Source organism: Prochlorococcus sp. G5PB11 (assembly GCF_059772425.1).
The window spans coordinates 845,753-860,670 of record NZ_CM186287.1 but is presented as its reverse complement, the minus strand read 5'-3'; the positions used below and the strand labels follow the sequence as shown (position 1 = coordinate 860,670).

The window sequence follows — 14,918 nt, the reverse complement described above, 5'->3', positions numbered from 1 at the left end:
AACTCTAAGAAAATGTTTGAGGAACTATCCAACCAATTTGAAGATGCCGTAAAGGCATTTAAGGGTGAGGCTAAGATTTCGGAGGAAAATGTTGATGAAGCCCTTAAGCAAGTAAGGCGAGCTCTCTTAGAAGCAGACGTCAGTTTATCTGTTGTAAAGGAATTTATCGAAGAAGTTAGAGAAAAGGCAGTTGGTACGGAAGTTGTAAGAGGTATAAATCCTGGCCAGAAATTTATTCAAGTTGTTCATGAACAACTTGTAAATGTCATGGGGGGAGAGAATGATCCCTTGGCTAATTCAGATGAAAAACCAACCGTGATCTTAATGGCTGGCCTTCAGGGGGCTGGAAAAACTACAGCCACAGCAAAACTTGGATTGCTCCTTAAAGAAAAAAATCTAAAGCCATTACTTGTAGCTGCTGATACATATAGGCCAGCAGCTATTGATCAATTAGTAACTCTGGGAAATCAAATTGATGTAGAGGTTTTTAATTTAAGTTCCAATCTCAAGCCAGAAGAGATTGCAAGAAAAGGTTTGGAGAAAGCCAGAGAAGAGGGATTTGACACTGTGCTTGTAGATACTGCCGGCCGGCTTCAAATTGATACAGAAATGATGGGTGAGATGGTTCGAATTAAAGAGGCCGTTCAACCAGATGAAGTTTTTTTGGTAGTTGATTCAATGATTGGCCAAGAGGCTGCAGATATTACTAGAAGCTTTCATGAAAAAGTTGGAATAACAGGAGCTGTTCTTACAAAACTAGATGGAGATTCGAGAGGCGGTGCTGCTCTCTCTATTAGAAAAATCAGTGGAAAACCTATCAAATTTATCGGTACTGGAGAAAAGGTTGAGGCATTGCAACCTTTTTATCCCGAGAGGATGGCTAGCAGAATCTTAGGAATGGGTGATGTTTTAACTCTTGTTGAAAAAGCACAGAAAGAAGTTGAAATTGCTGATGCAGAAATCATGCAAAAGAAGCTTCAAGAAGCAACTTTTGATTTCTCAGATTTCGTAAAGCAGATGAGGATGATCAAGCGAATGGGCTCATTAGGTGGCTTGCTGAAAATGATTCCTGGGATGAATAAAATTGATGATGGAATGATTAAAAGTGGAGAAGATCAACTTAAAAAAATAGAGGCAATGATTGGTTCAATGTCAGAAGAGGAAAGAAATAAACCTGAATTGTTAGCAGCACAACCCTCAAGGCGTCGAAGAGTTGCCAGTGGTAGTGGTCATCAAACAGCAGACGTTGACAAGGTCCTCGCTGATTTTCAGAGAATGAGAGGTTTGATGAAGCAGATGTCTACTGGAGGAGGACTACCCGGAATGGAAGGTGGCCTTCCTGGAATGGGAGGAATTCCTGGTATGCCTTCACCAGGCGGTAATCCATATCAATCAAAGAAAGGAAGAGGAGGCTCTGGCTCGGCGCCCCGAAGACAAAGACCAGTTAAGAAAAAGAAAGGCTTTGGTGATCTTTAGCGATTACAAAAGGCTAAATTAATCATCCGTGGAGTATTATTAACTTGAAGAACTTTTGAGTTCAATCCACTTACAAATAAATAAAAGATGATCAAGCTCCGCCTTAAGCGGTTTGGTAAAAAGCGTGAATCTAGTTTTCGTCTAGTTGCATGTAATAGCACATCAAGGCGAGATGGTCGCCCACTGCAAGAACTAGGCTTTTACAATCCAAGAACCAAAGAAACCAGATTAGATACTGAGGCTTTAAGAACGCGACTAGGACAAGGTGCACAGCCTACTGATGCCGTAAGAACATTATTAGAAAAAGGAGGTCTTCTTGAGAAGAAAGTTCGACCAGCAGAGGTTCTAGGTAAGCAAAAACAAGAAAAAGAGAGATTAGCAAAGAAAAAAGATGCAGCAGCATCAGAAACTTCTGAATAAGAAGTTTGGATGAGTATTAATAACTTCAAGAAAATTTATGTCTGAAGCAACCACTGAAGGTCGCTTTTGTATAGATCTTCCTGATTCCGAAGCTGCTACCGCTTTATCAGGAACTGGTCAGTCAACACTTCACAGATTGGAAAATCTAACTGGTGCAACCTTTTCTTTAAGGGGATTACAACTTGAAATAAAAGGAAATTCTTGTCAATTAGAGAGAGCAGCAGCAATTGTTGAATTGGTGAGACCAATATGGCAAGAAGGACAAATTGTCTCGACCGTTGATATACATGCAGCAGCAGGGGCCTTGGATATTGGAAAAAGCAATGATCACGCCAAATCAACAAATAAAGTTTTAGCAAGAAGTCAAAGAGGAAATCTTTTAAGGCCAAGAACAATTAGACAGAAAATTTATGTAGAAGCTATGGAAAAAAGTGATCTCACTTTTGCTTTAGGTCCTGCAGGAACAGGAAAAACATTCTTAGCAACTTTACTTGCTGTGAGAATGCTTACAGAGAGAAAAATTGAGAAAATTATTTTGACAAGACCTGCAGTTGAAGCTGGAGAAAGATTGGGTTTTTTGCCAGGTGACCTGCAGCAAAAAGTAGATCCTTATCTAAGACCTTTATATGATTCATTACATTCGTTACTCGGACAAGAAAAAACTAATTTGCTTTTAGAAAAAAACGTTATTGAAGTTGCTCCACTGGCCTATATGCGAGGGAGGACTTTAGAAGAATCTTTTGTAATACTTGATGAAGCCCAGAATACTACTCCAGCACAAATGAGAATGGTGCTTACAAGGCTTGGTGAAAGATCAAGAATGGTCGTAACAGGAGATATAACCCAATTGGACTTACCATTCGGACAGATGAGTGGACTAACAGAAGCAGCAGATTTGCTAGAAAATGTTGATGGGATTTCAGTTTGCAGGCTTACCTCAGCAGATGTAGTAAGACATCCTCTTGTTCAAAGTGTTGTTGATGCTTATGCAGAACTTGATAAAAAAAGACAATAGGGTGATCCGCATTCACATTTGTGAAGACTTATTTTTTTTGTGCCAAAATAGGTATTAATAATTATCTGGTGCATCATGCCAGCAAACAGCAATTTTCAACAAGCTATTCGTGAAGCACAATCAAGTTCACTTATTGGCCCGAATGTAGTTAATAAAGCCTTGCCTTATGTAGGTGGAGGAATGGCATTAACCGGATTAGGTGTTTTAGGAGGACTATCTTTACAAGCCACTAACAATCCGCTATTTGGGCCTTTATTTATTGTCGCATTTATTGCAGAAATAGTTCTGTTTTTTATGGCCAGCAGCGCTGCTAACAACGCAAATAACTCTAAAGCACTTCCATTATTGACCGGATTCAGTTTGTTAACTGGTTTTACTCTAAGCGGAATAGTTGGCTTGGCAATTCAAGTAGCAGGAATGGGCTCAATAGGAACAGCTGTATTTGCTACTGGAATTACTTTCGTTATTGCATCTTCTGTAGGCAGGAAAATGAGTGACAATGTCGGTCAAGCTTTACAAGGCGCCGTTGGTCTTGGATTGCTAGGTCTAATTATTGCAATGGTTTTCCAGTTTATTGGTGGCTTGTTTGCTCCAGGGATGTTTGGAGGCAGTGGATTTGAATTAATGATTGCTGGCTTTGGAACTGTACTTTTTGTTGCGATGTCTTTTGTGGATTTCTACACAATGCCAAGAAGATACAATGATGAACAGTATTTAGCTGGAGCATTAGGAATGTACCTAACTTATATTAATTTATTTGTTTTTGTTCTTCGTCTGATTATTGCTCTACAGGGTGGTGGAAGAAGAGATTAAGGTTTGATAAATTAAACATAAAAAAAGAGCCTTTCGGCTCTTTTTTTATGTTGCAACTTGATAAATACTTTCTGATATGGCATTGATTTGTTCATCGTTATAACCCCATTTATTTAGAAACTTCAAGTCCGCTCCATTCCCTTTTGTTGCTTCAAGTAATACATCCAAACGTTTTTTTACTTGAGTTGAATCTAAGAGTTTAAGTAATTCAATACACCGAATTTTTATTCTCTTTGATTGAATTTCCTGCGGATCTTTATTTTTTCGATGTGTAATTATCATAGCTGAACTCATAGCAAGATTCTTCACGGTTAAGTCAACAACAATTTCTCCAGAACTTCTTAATTGAAAAATTAATGCATCAGGACATCTATCCATTAAAGGGCAATCTATTGAGAGACTTACAACAAAAAATCCTCTTGCGCCCTCAACCGTTTTAATAAGCTCGCCAATTCGATCAGAAATCACTTCGTCACTTATTTCATCATTTTCCCAGCTTTTGCACCAAAGCATTGATGCTTGCATTGCCTCTTTAAAAGTTGGTTTCTTTTCATTCATGGTTTTATTTCTCTTTTAGAGTAAGGCTATAGATAATCGTAGAGAGAAAAATGTCTTTAGGAGATTTAAATCAAGACGATTTTAAGTCAGGATTTATTGCATTAATAGGTCGACCCAATGTTGGGAAATCAACTTTCATAAACAAATTTATTGGTGAAAAAATAGCAATTACATCACCTATTGCTCAAACCACCAGAAATCGATTAAAAGCAATACTTACCAATAAAAAGTCGCAGATTATTTTTGTAGATACTCCTGGTATTCATAAACCCCATCATTTATTAGGTGAAAGACTTGTTCAGAGTGCCAGGAGGTCTTTTGGAGAGGTGGATGCAGTTTTAGTTATTTTTGAAGCCAATCATCCTCCAGGTAAGGGGGATGCATTTATTTTAAATTTGATTAGAAATTTACAAATCCCAGTGATTGTTGCCTTGAATAAATGTGATCTTGTTCAGTTGAGTCAATTTAAAGAACGAAAGAATGAATATTTAGACTTTTTTGAGGGTACAAATTGGCCAGTTTATTGTTGTAGTGCTCTTACAGGAAAGGGATGCAGTGATTTAATTAGTGAAATAGAAGAGAAACTGCCTTTGGGACCTCAGCTATATCCAAGTGATATGACTTGCGACCATCCTGAAAATTTTTTGATGGCCGAATTTATCAGAGAACAAGTTTTAATCAATACACGCGAAGAAGTACCACATAGTGTTGCAGTCTCTATTGATAAAATTGTAGATATACCATCGAAAAAAAAATCTGAACAGAAATCAAGAACAGGAATTCTTGCAACTATTTGTGTTGAAAAAAAAAGTCAGAAAAGCATCTTAATTGGTAAAGGGGGGGGCATGTTGAAGAAAATTGGTCGGGAATCAAGAATGCAAATTCAAACTTTAATTAATGGAAATGTTTACTTAGAATTGTTTGTTAAAGTTGTTCCTGACTGGAGAAGTAAATCTTCTCGGCTTGATGAGTTTGGTTATGAAGGGAGCTAATTCATATGAGTAAATTGAGGTTCGATGTAGTAAGTCTTTTCCCAGAAGCATTTAAAAATTTTTTTAATCATGGACTTATAAAAAAGGCATTTGAAGAGAATATCGCATCAATTCACATACACAATCCACGTGACCATGCAATAGATAATTATCGAAAAGTTGATGATGAACCCTACGGCGGAGGCGCTGGAATGGTCTTGAAGCCCGAACCTTATTTTTCGGTACTAGATCAGATCCCAAAACTTAATAAAAAAAGGATACTTTTAATGACTCCACAAGGGAAAAAAATATCTCAGTCTGATTTTTCTAGATGGACAAAAGAAGATCAACTCATATTGATATGTGGTAGCTATGAGGGATTTGATGAAAGGATTCGATCTCTTGCTGATGAAGAAATTTCAATTGGAGACTTTGTTCTTACCGGTGGAGAAATTCCTGCAGTAACTGTTATTAATGGAGTAGTACGTCTTTTGCCTGGAACTTTAGGCAGTGCCGAATCGTTAGAAGAAGAAAGTCATAATGATTTTCTTTTAGAACATCCGCAATACACTCGACCCTCAGAATTCAAAGGTATTAAAGTTCCTGAGGTCCTTCTAAGTGGTAACCATAAATTAATTAAAGAATGGAGGCAGAAGCAAAGAGAAATCAGGACACAGTCCCGTAGACCCGATTTGTTCAAACTTTGGAAGCACGACCAATTATCATTCAATACTAGGAGTTCATTATTGAGACCTGAAGTGAGCTTACGAATAGGCAACGGTTATGACATGCACCGATTGGTACCTGGTCGACCTTTAATACTTGGCGGTGTTAAGTTAAATCATCCTGAAGGCTTAGGCCTTGATGGACATAGTGATGCGGATGTTCTTACTCATGCAATTATGGATGCCATACTAGGGGCATTATCTTTGGGTGATATTGGAAAGTATTTCCCTCCAGAAGACCCTAAATGGAAAAATGCAGATAGTTTGATTCTTCTTGAACAAGTAATGGAATTAATTGAGAAGAAAGGTTGGCAAATTCAAAATATTGACTCAGTCATTGTCGCTGAAAGGCCAAAATTAAAACCTTATATTGACTTAATGAAAGAGAAAATTTCTAAGAAAATAGGAGTTAACATTGATGATGTAGGAGTTAAAGCAACTACAAATGAGAAATTAGGTGCTGAGGGAAGAGAGGAAGGTATATGTTGCCATGCAGTTGTTTTGATGCAAAGAAATGAAGAAAAATAGAAAGAAAAATTTTATTGAAAAAATATTTAGGTTCCTTTTTCTGTGTTTGATTTTTCTATCTACTATTTTTGGAAACGTGAAAGATATTCAAGCTGAGTCTTTATTGAAAGTGAATTTCCCAAAGGAATCTATTGTCGAGCACCTCAAGCTTGATGTTCCAAAAAAATATAAATATGCTTGGCTAAAAGCTGAAGAAGGAAGTTGGGAGCCATGGTTGTTGAAACAAAATGGTTTTTTAGGACGCCAGCTTTTTTGGGATCCTAAGGTTGAAGAAGCAACTTTATTGATTGGTTGGGAATCAAGAGAAGTTTGGAAAAATATCTCTCAGACAGAGATAAATCTTGTCCAGCAGGATTTCGAAAAGATTGCCAGAGAGGAAACAGGTGTAAGCAGTGGAAATCCTTTCCCATTGATTTTTGAAGGGGAATTAAATCCTGAGTAAATATGAGTGAATCAATTATTGATTTTCAGAGGCAAAGTCGACTGGGTGTAATTGAGGCCATATGGGGGGAGCACAAAACAATTGAACAAATTTCTAAAATATTGAATAAATATCAACTTGAGTCTGAAACTGCTTTAGTCACAAGACTTTCCAAAGAGAAAGCAGAAAAACTTTTAGTTGAATTTCCTTCTGCTGAATTTCATGAAAGATCGGGTTGTTTGACTATGGGGAAGTTTAAGAAATCTAGTTCCTCAAAAGAAGAAGTAATTATTTTGACCGGAGGAACAAGTGATGCTGGAGTGGCGTCAGAGGCTGAAATAGCTTTGAATGTGCATGGAATAAAAACAAAATTATTGATTGATGTTGGTGTAGCAGGACTTCACAGGCTGCTAAATAGACTTGAAGAAATAAAGTTAGCAAAAGTAGTGATTGCTTGTGCAGGCATGGAGGGGGCTTTGCCTACGGTGCTCGCAGGATTAATACCTCAGCCAATTATCGGACTTCCTGTCTCAGTTGGATATGGCATTAGTGGTGGTGGTAAAACCGCTATGGAGGGGATGCTTGCAAGTTGTGCTCCAGGATTATTGGTGGTAAATATTGATAATGGTTATGGCGCTGCGATGGCTGCAATTAGAATCTTGCAAGCCTAATCTTTATGTGAGTCTATTTCTAGGACTTGTTCTAACCATAATTTCATTGAATTTGGAAGTAAACCTTTCTCATATCGGAAGATCGCTTCAGTAATAACAGGGGTGTTTATCCATTGAATAGTTTTTCTTCTCATTAAAAGTTTTTTCTTTCTCCTAAGTTGTGCTAACAACTCACGGAGCGCAAGAGCAAATTAATGGTCTTAAGAATCTTCGTCATATTTGCTACCAAGTCTTGTCAACTCATCACTATTGTTGCTGGATTCAACATCGAGAAGACGAGTAACTAATTCTGATAAATCTCTTTGAGCAAGCTCCCCAGAGCTTTCCCATTTCATTGAGCGGGGTTCAGGTTGCGAAGAAGCCGACACGTCTATTTCTATGAATAACTGTCACGGAATGCTAACTGTTATTTGTATGTTTTTTGACGCTTGTTTACGTAAATAAGATGAAAAAAATATAAAGAAATCAAGGTTTTGGTTGCTTTGCGTACTGACTTTATAAATGTTTAAGATTTGGGTATTGAGTAATTAGCTCTTCTTCTCTCAAGGTCTCTCCTTCTCCGTCGGGTTGCCAGATAACTTCTAAAGCGATTAGTTCGTTTGATGGTATTGACCCAATTACTCTCAAAGCGTCTGTAATTTGTTCGTTGTTAGGTGAGTTGTTTAGTTTTAAGTTCTTTTTGGTCGCTACAAGGATAGTAATTGCGATGTATTCATTTGTTAGATCAGAATCACCAGGATTGGATTCATTGTTTGTTGATTTACTTATTTGACCTGAGAAGTTTGACGTGAGTTCTGCTTTTAACTTACTTCTTTCAGTTATTGATATCCGATTAAATGTTGATTCTGCTGAGGCAAATGGAACGGTGCCTGTCTCTATATTTGAATAGACCCACAGCTCAGGCTTCCTCAGTAGGGAGAGAGTTGTGTCCTGAAGAATTCTTTGAAGACCAGATGAAGTTGAGGTGTTAGCTTGGGACGCTAGCTCTCTAAGCTTTATTTGAATCTCCTTTGCACTTGCTAATAAACCAATCTGAAACTGTATCAAAGATACTTTGGATGGATTTGCTGATTGAGAAACAATTGAATTATTGCTTGGGTTGGAAAAACTTGAAGTGTTTTTAACTGAATTAACAATCACACCAACGATTGACATAAGTATTAAAAACCCAAAAATTCCACCACCACCAAAGCCAAATATCGGCAGTAAGAAAGGGAAGCCAATACCACCGCCTCTATAGCCACTTCCATAACCTCTAAAGTTATTGCCTCCATAACCTCCGTAATTTTGCCTCTGTGGCGAAGAAGGTGTCTGAAAACTTCCTCCGCCTATTCGTCCTCCACTCGCTGCTGCTGCAGTGTTGGGATAGGTAAAGAAAGAAGAGAAGATTATTGTCGAAACAATCAGAAGAGAAAAAATCTGTTTTCTTTTGATCCAGTTAAAGCGAATAGTTTTGAACACTTATTTATTCAGGATTAATTAACTGTAGGAACCTCCACCAACAATTGTTACAACCTCTAAGCAATCGCCATTTTTTATTTTTGTACTTATCCAATCTTTTGGATTAATAATTGCACCATTTAACTCAACCACAACCAATTGAGGTTTGAAGCCATAGCGTTCAAGTAATTCTTCCAGCAGAATTTCTTCGTTAGATTCTTCAATGGTTTTTATTTCGCCGTTGATTTTTAAGTTCATGTTAGGAATTTGAGAAGTTCTTCAGTTTTTAAGAATGGGTCATTAGAGTTAATGATTGCATCTGAAACGGCGATGCGTAGATTATTTATATGGTTTATTTTGTTAATGTTTGAGCTATTGATTCCACCAATAGCAAATGCAGGTAGGAGAGTTTTGCTTAATCCCTTTGATAGGTAGTCAATTCCAATAGGGTTTAGTTGTTTTTTTGTTTTAGAAGGGAAAATAGGGCCTATACCAATATAGTCACAGCCCTCATCTTCGGCATCTTTTATGTCTTCAATGCAGTGTGTGCTTCGGCCAATGATCTTTTCAGATCCTATGAGGTCTCTCGCGATTTTTGTTGGTATGTCTTCTTGCCCTAAATGAATTCCATCTGCGTCAACAGCAAGTGCTATATCGATACGGTCATTGACTACAAATAATGAATTGTATTCTTTGCAAAGAGATGCTAAGCATTTAGCTTGAGAAATTTTTTCATTGTCGTGTAAAAATTTCTCTCTGTATTGAACTATTTTTACGCCTGCTTTTAGGGCTTGAAGAACAACCTCTTCGAGATCTCTCCTGTTTGTGGTAATTAAATATAAGGAACAATTTTTTAAGGTTTGTCTTTTGTCTATACCTTCTGTCATATTAAGCACTTTTATCTCGATCTCATAAGTTTCATATCTAATTTTTGTGGCTATTTCACAAAGATTCGGATCTGTTATTCGAGTGAATTCCTCTATTACTCTCAAGGCTTCTTGAACCCGGGATGAGTTTGCAATAAATACAGCCTCTGGGGTTGTTCTCCCTTTTTGTAACGGATGTGAAACCCCCATTGCGGGGTCATTGGATGTAAGTCTTGCTTTTCGATAAATATTGTGGTGATGGACTCCTAATTGTTGCCTCCAATCTTTGATTTGAATAGAAAAATCACTTCTCTTTAGCCCAAACCTGCACCAATCTTCCATAACTCGAAGCCCCTCTCTAGCTCGATCGAGGTTCGCGTCAATCAATTGAGCAATACGATTATTAGATGGAGGGGTGACAGGCATTGATTTCATGTCATCCTTTATTAGATGATATGTATTTAAATTTTATTGTGGAAAATGATTCTGAGAACAATATGACAGTGCTTGTTTGGGGTGTTTTTTTGTTAGGGGGCATCGGTTTATTTGTTGTGTGGGGATTATCTAATGCTTATCCCGTAATTAACTAAATTTAGGTGTCGCTCGCCAAAATTTCTTTTGCTAATGATGCATCTAAACTTATTTGTCTGCTAAGTGCTTCAATGCTCTCAAACTTTCTTTGAGGTCTAATTCTTTGGACAGGCTCAATAATTAATTTTTTCCCTAATAGGTTGATTTCTTTATCTAGAAAATGAACTTCTACGACTGATAATGAGTTTGGATCAATAGTAGGTTGAGGTCCCATATTCATAACAGCTGTGAATCGTTCTTTTTTGTTCTCTATGGAAGCCCAGGCTGCATAAACCCCCAATGATGGAAGAAATTTTCGCCCATCTATTTTTAAATTTGCAGTTGGCCATCCAATTTTTTTACCTAACCCTCTACCTTTCTCTACCGTCCCGGTGAAGCTATACGGACGGTTTAATAAGTATTTGGCATGTTTTAAATCACCTTCTTTCAGTGCTTTGCGTATCCTGCTACTACTTAGTCTTCCATCATTATCTTCAAGAATTGGAATGATGGAAACTTTGATTCCCAGAGATGCTCCAATTCTCTTCAGAGTAGAAACATCACCTTCTCTATTACGACCAAACCTAAAATTTTCCCCAACTGATATGTGTTTAGCTTGAAGAGTCTTCACAAGAATTTCATTTATAAATGTCTCAGCACTTTTAGAAGCAAGAGTTTTATTGAATGGAACTAAAACTAATTGCTCTATTCCAAGTGGCTCGAGTAAAGATGTTTTCTCATTTGGTAAATCTAATCTTAATCTTGATTCTCCAAAAAGAATTTCGCGTGGGTGAGGCCAGAAGCTCACAACCGTTGGTATCCCAATAGGTTCTTTTAAGACAGCTTTTATTACTTTTTTATGACCTAAATGTAGGCCATCGAAACTACCCAAAGCCAGTGCAGTGGGTAGTTTCGCGTTTTCAGGAGCATAGAGAGGGATCAAGATAAGCGTGCAATTTTTGTGCTTAGATGGCAAATTTGGACTATCGCCTTATTCATCGTGATGGCAGATCAACGTGACTTTCAATTGCTTTCTTTGGGAATGAGAAGAATTGGTTGGATTCGTTTTTGGATTCAAACAATTTTGGGTGTCGTAGTAGTGGGCGTTTTGTTGTTCAACAATGTTGGAAGTAGTTTAGCTAGAAACTCAGAGCGAGCATTGGGACTAGGTCCAGGTTTGTCTCTCACGACATTGGCTTTTATCTTATTACTGTTTAGCCTTTGGCAGGGATGGTTAATTGTAAAGACTGGAAGAGCTCTAGATAGTGAGGCAAGACCAGGCAGAGGAGAAACAAGCCGATTACTGAAGAGAGGTTTAATTGTCGATTTGGTGGGATTAGTTTTTTCGTCGGTTGGATATCAATCCTTGGCAGGTGCTTTATTTGTTCAAGCCTCAATGCAAGCTCCTGGAATATCCATAGGTGCAGGGATGAGGGCAATGGAAAATTATCCAATTACCTCTTTAGAAATGCTCTCTGTTTTAAGTAATACACAAGTTTTATTTGCTCACTTAATAGGTTTGATTTTTTCTTTGTGGTTGTTACAGAGGATTTTTAGGAAAAACTGAGTTTATATGAGTTTTGGTAAATCATCTAAATCACCTCTCCAAAAAAGATCAGGTTGAATAGGGGTTAAAGAAGGAGAGAGTAACGCTATTTGAGATACGTCGCTTGGCCAGTCTTGAGGTCCTTCTCCAGCTGATTGAAGATCTTTTACAGCCTCGCCAGCCATCCAAAAATAGGTGTTCCCTCTTGGATCTGCTCGACGAATGAATTGCTCTTCGTATTGTCTTATTGAAAGTCTTGTCCAAACCAGATTCCGCATTTCTTTTTCTTCACAAGGAGGAATGTTTAAATTTAGAAGTAAGTTTTTTGGCCAACTTTGTTCAAGTGCTTTCTCCGCGATATCTAAGGCTAGTTTTCCAGCAAAACTAAAATTTTTCCATTGAAAACTTGCGATGCTCACTGCAATTGAGGGTATTCCATCTAAAGTCCCCTCAAGTGCCGCTGCAACAGTCCCTGAGCAAAAAATATCCGTACCAAGATTTGGCCCATGATTTATTCCAGAAAGGATTAAATCTGGCTTTTGATCAAGGATTTCATTAAGTGCGAGTTTTACGCAATCAGCGGGAGTGCCGCTACAGCCCCAAGCCTTAATACCTTCTCCAAACAATTCGTCCGCTTTTTCAGCTCGTATTGGCGAATGTAAGGTTAATCCATGTCCAGTTGCTGATCTTTCTTGATCTGGACAAACAACAGTAACTTTATGCCCTCTGCTCGCTGCAGATAAGGCAAGTGTTCTTATCCCTTCTGCAAAAACTCCATCATCATTACTAATTAAAATTCTCAATGGTTTCATTGTTTAGTTATTGGTTTTTTTAGAACTTGGACTGGTTGCCGATTAAACTAATACCCGAGATTGGAATTAATTGAGTTCAACATCATCCCTAAAACAGCTCACTAATGAGCTTGATACTTTAGAAAACGAGGCTGCAAAAGAGATTGCTGCAGCTGAAAGTTCTGAATCAATAGAGAGATTGAGGTTGGGTTTTCTAGGAAAAAAAGGGAAACTTTCACTTCTATTGGGAGGAATGAAAAATCTTTCAAATGAGGAAAGACCTTTAATTGGTCAAAGAGCGAACGTGTTAAAAACACAATTGCAAGAATTAATAAAGGAAAAACTTGAAATCTTAAAAGCTCAAGCTCTAAATCAGATATTAATAAAAGAAACTATAGATGTTACAGCCCCTCCAAGTGGTATTTCTCAAGGACATCGGCACCCTTTAATAACAACTACTGAGCAAATAATTGATCTTTTTTTGGGTCTTGGATATCAAGTTTCCGAAGGTCCTGAGATAGAAAATGATTACTACAATTTTGAAGCACTAAATATACCGCCCGACCATCCTGCTAGAGATATGCAAGATACTTTTTATTTAGGAGGTGAATATCTTTTAAGAACTCATACTTCCCCTGTTCAGATTCGTTGTCTTGAAAGTAATAAGCCCCCTGTAAGGATCGTTTCACCTGGTCGGGTGTATCGAAGAGATGCTGTTGATGCGACTCATTCTCCTGTCTTTCATCAAATAGAGGTATTAGCAATTGACGAAGATATAAATTTTAGCCATTTGAGGGGAACAGTAATGGCATTCTTAAAAGCGTTTTTTGGAGATTTACCTATTCGTTTCAGAGCTAGTTATTTTCCATTTACAGAACCATCCGCGGAGGTTGATGTTCAATGGAGAGGAAAATGGTTAGAAGTTATGGGTTGTGGAATGGTTGATCCAGCTGTTTTAGAAGGATTAGGAATTGATTCAGAAAAATATAGTGGTTTTGCTGCTGGACTTGGAGTTGAGAGATTTTGTATGGTCAGGCATGGTGTAAACGATATACGAAAGTTATATACAAGTGATCTGAGATTTTTAGAACAATTTTAAATTTAAGTTTTTTTAGAATTAAATTTTTATTGTATTAAATAAATATTATTCACAATTTAATTGCTAGTATCGACAAATTGTTTGTAAGTATGATCGGTGCCCCGAGTAGGACTGATCGTTAATGACGGGAAAGATCTTGCTGTCAAGACAGCAAAAACTTTTCAGAAAAGATTGGAGGATTGTGGCTTTGAAGTTATCAGAGTTAGCAGCTCAGGTGGTTTATTAGGTTTTGCGAACCCTGATCAATATATGAGTTCACAAGGATATAACTCTTGTATCCCTGATGGTTTTGATTCTTCAATTTTGCTTGCAGTTGTATTAGGTGGTGATGGCACTGTTTTATCTGCAGCAAGACAAACTGCACCTATGGGAATTCCTATCCTCACCATTAATACAGGACATTTAGGCTTTTTAGCTGAAGCCTACCTTTCTGATATAGATAAAATTTTCAAACATCTAACTTCAAGACAATGGAATATTGAGGAAAGAACCAGTCTAGTTGTAAGTGTTATGAGAGGAGATCAATGTCGATGGGAAGCCCTTTGTCTAAATGAAATGGCATTGCACAGAGAACCTATGACAAGCATGTGTCATTTTGAGATTTCTGTTGGCCGACATGCTCCTGTAGATATTTCTGCAGATGGTGTAATTCTCTCTACTCCTACAGGCTCAACTGCTTACTCACTTAGTGCGGGGGGACCAGTAATTACTCCTGATTGTCCGGTTTTGCAACTTACCCCGATATCTCCACACTCGCTTGCATCAAGAGCTCTTGTATTCAGTGATGAAGAGCCAGTAACAGTATTCCCTGCTACTCCAGAACGATTGATGATGGTTGTTGATGGGAGTGCAGGTTGTTATGTGTGGCCAGAGGACCGAGTTTTGATTAGGAAAAGTGATCATCCAGTTAAATTTATTAGACTTTCAGATCATGAATTCTTTGAAGTTCTTAGAAATAAATTAGGATGGGGTCTACCACACGTTGCAAAGCCTGATAAGAGATAAGAA

19 protein-coding genes are annotated in these 14,918 nt (G+C 37.8%); 11 read left to right on the top strand and 8 right to left on the bottom strand.

Going from position 1 to position 14,918, the window contains the following annotated elements; translation table 11 throughout:
* The first annotated feature begins 12 nt into the window (after positions 1–12).
* From ffh to AC6EI0_RS05265, 4 genes are all read left to right on the top strand, one after another.
* Positions 13–1,476, top strand: a complete 1,464-nt coding sequence (gene ffh, locus AC6EI0_RS05280; protein WP_498523385.1) for a signal recognition particle protein — start codon at positions 13–15, stop codon at positions 1,474–1,476.
* 87 nt (positions 1,477–1,563) lie between these two features.
* Positions 1,564–1,896 (top strand): 30S ribosomal protein S16, encoded by a 333-nt coding sequence (gene rpsP, locus AC6EI0_RS05275; RefSeq protein ID WP_498523384.1) that lies wholly within the window; start codon positions 1,564–1,566, stop codon positions 1,894–1,896.
* Between the two features lie 37 nt (positions 1,897–1,933).
* Entirely contained in the window at positions 1,934–2,911 is a 978-nt protein-coding gene (locus tag AC6EI0_RS05270) for a PhoH family protein (RefSeq protein ID WP_498523383.1), read from the top strand.
* Between the two features lie 75 nt (positions 2,912–2,986).
* Complete coding sequence (locus AC6EI0_RS05265; protein WP_498523382.1) at positions 2,987–3,724, top strand: Bax inhibitor-1/YccA family protein; 738 nt, start codon at positions 2,987–2,989, stop codon at positions 3,722–3,724.
* A gap of 45 nt (positions 3,725–3,769) precedes the next feature.
* On the opposite strand, the gene AC6EI0_RS05260 is transcribed toward AC6EI0_RS05265, so the two are convergent.
* Entirely contained in the window at positions 3,770–4,282 is a 513-nt protein-coding gene (locus AC6EI0_RS05260) for a sll1618 family protein (RefSeq protein ID WP_498523381.1), read from the bottom strand.
* A gap of 50 nt (positions 4,283–4,332) precedes the next feature.
* Here AC6EI0_RS05260 and era point away from each other — a divergent pair, with 50 nt between their 5' ends.
* The 4 genes from era (at position 4,333) to larB (ending at position 7,598) form a co-directional block, all read left to right on the top strand.
* Complete coding sequence (gene era, locus AC6EI0_RS05255) at positions 4,333–5,274, top strand: GTPase Era (RefSeq protein WP_498523380.1); 942 nt, start codon at positions 4,333–4,335, stop codon at positions 5,272–5,274.
* Positions 5,275–5,279: 5 nt separating this feature from the next.
* Complete coding sequence (gene trmD, locus AC6EI0_RS05250) at positions 5,280–6,506, top strand: tRNA (guanosine(37)-N1)-methyltransferase TrmD (protein WP_498523379.1); 1,227 nt, start codon at positions 5,280–5,282, stop codon at positions 6,504–6,506.
* A 76-nt stretch (positions 6,507–6,582) separates the two neighbouring features.
* Positions 6,583–6,948, top strand: coding sequence for a TIGR03792 family protein (locus AC6EI0_RS05245; protein ID WP_498523378.1), 366 nt, complete (start codon positions 6,583–6,585; stop codon positions 6,946–6,948).
* Positions 6,949–6,950: 2 nt separating this feature from the next.
* Positions 6,951–7,598, top strand: a complete 648-nt coding sequence (gene larB, locus AC6EI0_RS05240; RefSeq protein WP_498523377.1) for a nickel pincer cofactor biosynthesis protein LarB — start codon at positions 6,951–6,953, stop codon at positions 7,596–7,598.
* Here larB and AC6EI0_RS05235 read toward each other — a convergent pair.
* The 6 genes from AC6EI0_RS05235 to AC6EI0_RS05210 all read right to left on the bottom strand — a co-directional run bounded on the left by AC6EI0_RS05235 (position 7,595) and on the right by AC6EI0_RS05210 (position 11,450).
* A complete protein-coding gene (locus tag AC6EI0_RS05235) occupies positions 7,595–7,732 on the bottom strand; it encodes a hypothetical protein (protein WP_498523376.1) in 138 nt (45 codons plus the stop codon). The genes larB and AC6EI0_RS05235 overlap by 4 nt on opposite strands.
* A 66-nt stretch (positions 7,733–7,798) precedes the next feature.
* Positions 7,799–7,966, bottom strand: a complete 168-nt coding sequence (locus tag AC6EI0_RS05230; protein WP_498523375.1) for a DUF8633 family putative protein — start codon at positions 7,964–7,966, stop codon at positions 7,799–7,801.
* 127 nt (positions 7,967–8,093) lie between these two features.
* Entirely contained in the window at positions 8,094–9,059 is a 966-nt protein-coding gene (locus AC6EI0_RS05225; protein ID WP_498523373.1) for a DUF1517 domain-containing protein, read from the bottom strand.
* 18 nt (positions 9,060–9,077) lie between these two features.
* Positions 9,078–9,296, bottom strand: coding sequence for a sulfur carrier protein ThiS (thiS, locus tag AC6EI0_RS05220; RefSeq protein WP_498523372.1), 219 nt, complete (start codon positions 9,294–9,296; stop codon positions 9,078–9,080).
* Complete coding sequence (locus AC6EI0_RS05215) at positions 9,293–10,339, bottom strand: thiamine phosphate synthase (protein WP_498523371.1); 1,047 nt, start codon at positions 10,337–10,339, stop codon at positions 9,293–9,295. Before AC6EI0_RS05215 ends, thiS begins: the two co-directional genes overlap by 4 nt.
* 157 nt (positions 10,340–10,496) lie before the next feature.
* On the bottom strand, positions 10,497–11,450 hold the full coding sequence (locus tag AC6EI0_RS05210; RefSeq protein ID WP_498523370.1) for a bifunctional riboflavin kinase/FAD synthetase: 954 nt from the start codon (positions 11,448–11,450) through the stop codon (positions 10,497–10,499).
* A gap of 27 nt (positions 11,451–11,477) precedes the next feature.
* Here AC6EI0_RS05210 and AC6EI0_RS05205 point away from each other — a divergent pair, with 27 nt between their 5' ends.
* Entirely contained in the window at positions 11,478–12,041 is a 564-nt protein-coding gene (locus AC6EI0_RS05205; protein WP_498523369.1) for a DUF3611 family protein, read from the top strand.
* 2 nt (positions 12,042–12,043) lie between these two features.
* Here AC6EI0_RS05205 and surE read toward each other — a convergent pair whose 3' ends face one another.
* The gene (gene surE / locus AC6EI0_RS05200) at positions 12,044–12,832 is read right to left on the bottom strand and encodes a 5'/3'-nucleotidase SurE (protein WP_498523368.1); all 789 of its coding nucleotides are present in this window, start codon (positions 12,830–12,832) and stop codon (positions 12,044–12,046) included.
* A 70-nt stretch (positions 12,833–12,902) separates the two neighbouring features.
* On the opposite strand from surE, the gene pheS reads away from it, so the two are divergent.
* Positions 12,903–13,910: a phenylalanine--tRNA ligase subunit alpha gene (gene pheS, locus AC6EI0_RS05195; protein ID WP_498523367.1), complete on the top strand. Its 1,008-nt coding sequence runs from the start codon at positions 12,903–12,905 to the stop codon at positions 13,908–13,910.
* Between the two features lie 96 nt (positions 13,911–14,006).
* Positions 14,007–14,915, top strand: a complete 909-nt coding sequence (locus tag AC6EI0_RS05190; RefSeq protein WP_498523366.1) for an NAD(+) kinase — start codon at positions 14,007–14,009, stop codon at positions 14,913–14,915.
* Positions 14,916–14,918 lie beyond the last annotated feature (3 nt).

Bases quoted from the DNA above. Each gene is read 5' to 3' on its own strand.
- ffh (WP_498523385.1), top strand. From the start codon at position 13: ATGTTTGAGGAACTATCCAACCAATTTGAAGATGCCGTAAAGGCATTT.
- rpsP (WP_498523384.1), top strand. From the start codon at position 1,564: ATGATCAAGCTCCGCCTTAAGCGGTTTGGTAAAAAGCGTGAATCTAGT.
- AC6EI0_RS05270 (WP_498523383.1), top strand. From the start codon at position 1,934: ATGTCTGAAGCAACCACTGAAGGTCGCTTTTGTATAGATCTTCCTGAT.
- AC6EI0_RS05265 (WP_498523382.1), top strand. From the start codon at position 2,987: ATGCCAGCAAACAGCAATTTTCAACAAGCTATTCGTGAAGCACAATCA.
- AC6EI0_RS05260 (WP_498523381.1), bottom strand. From the start codon at position 4,282: ATGAATGAAAAGAAACCAACTTTTAAAGAGGCAATGCAAGCATCAATG.
- era (WP_498523380.1), top strand. From the start codon at position 4,333: ATGTCTTTAGGAGATTTAAATCAAGACGATTTTAAGTCAGGATTTATT.
- trmD (WP_498523379.1), top strand. From the start codon at position 5,280: ATGAGTAAATTGAGGTTCGATGTAGTAAGTCTTTTCCCAGAAGCATTT.
- larB (WP_498523377.1), top strand. From the start codon at position 6,951: ATGAGTGAATCAATTATTGATTTTCAGAGGCAAAGTCGACTGGGTGTA.
- AC6EI0_RS05235 (WP_498523376.1), bottom strand. From the start codon at position 7,732: ATGAGAAGAAAAACTATTCAATGGATAAACACCCCTGTTATTACTGAA.
- thiS (WP_498523372.1), bottom strand. From the start codon at position 9,296: ATGAACTTAAAAATCAACGGCGAAATAAAAACCATTGAAGAATCTAAC.
- AC6EI0_RS05215 (WP_498523371.1), bottom strand. From the start codon at position 10,339: ATGAAATCAATGCCTGTCACCCCTCCATCTAATAATCGTATTGCTCAA.
- AC6EI0_RS05205 (WP_498523369.1), top strand. From the start codon at position 11,478: ATGGCAGATCAACGTGACTTTCAATTGCTTTCTTTGGGAATGAGAAGA.
- surE (WP_498523368.1), bottom strand. From the start codon at position 12,832: ATGAAACCATTGAGAATTTTAATTAGTAATGATGATGGAGTTTTTGCA.